Source organism: Corynebacterium sp. MSK158, from assembly GCF_030229085.1.
Classification (GTDB): Bacteria; Actinomycetota; Actinomycetes; order Mycobacteriales; family Mycobacteriaceae; genus Corynebacterium.
In genome coordinates, this window is record NZ_JASPHJ010000061.1 from 1 (window position 1) to 231 (window position 231).

Annotated in this window: 1 pseudogene; it reads left to right on the plus strand. The window is 64.1% G+C overall.

Annotation, left to right across the window (positions count from 1 at the left end):
* A pseudogene (locus QP915_RS11695) lies at positions 1-231 on the plus strand (pyridine nucleotide-disulfide oxidoreductase); the annotation flags it as partial.

The following is a 231-nucleotide window of genomic DNA, read 5'->3' on the forward strand; positions in this document are numbered from 1 at the left end:
GTCCGATGCCAGTGAAACCATTGGCATGCTGCTTGATGATGCCGCCGCGGGCACCCTACCATCCCCCACCGCCGACGATATCACCGAGGCCTTCGCAGATAAGGGCATCGACTACCTCACGTGGCAGGATTGGCAGCGCCTCGATGCCGCTGAGCGCGCTTTGGGCGAGCGCGAAGGCCGCGAGCGAAAGAAGTACGTGGAGTGGGAAGACATGGTCGCCCACTCCCGCGC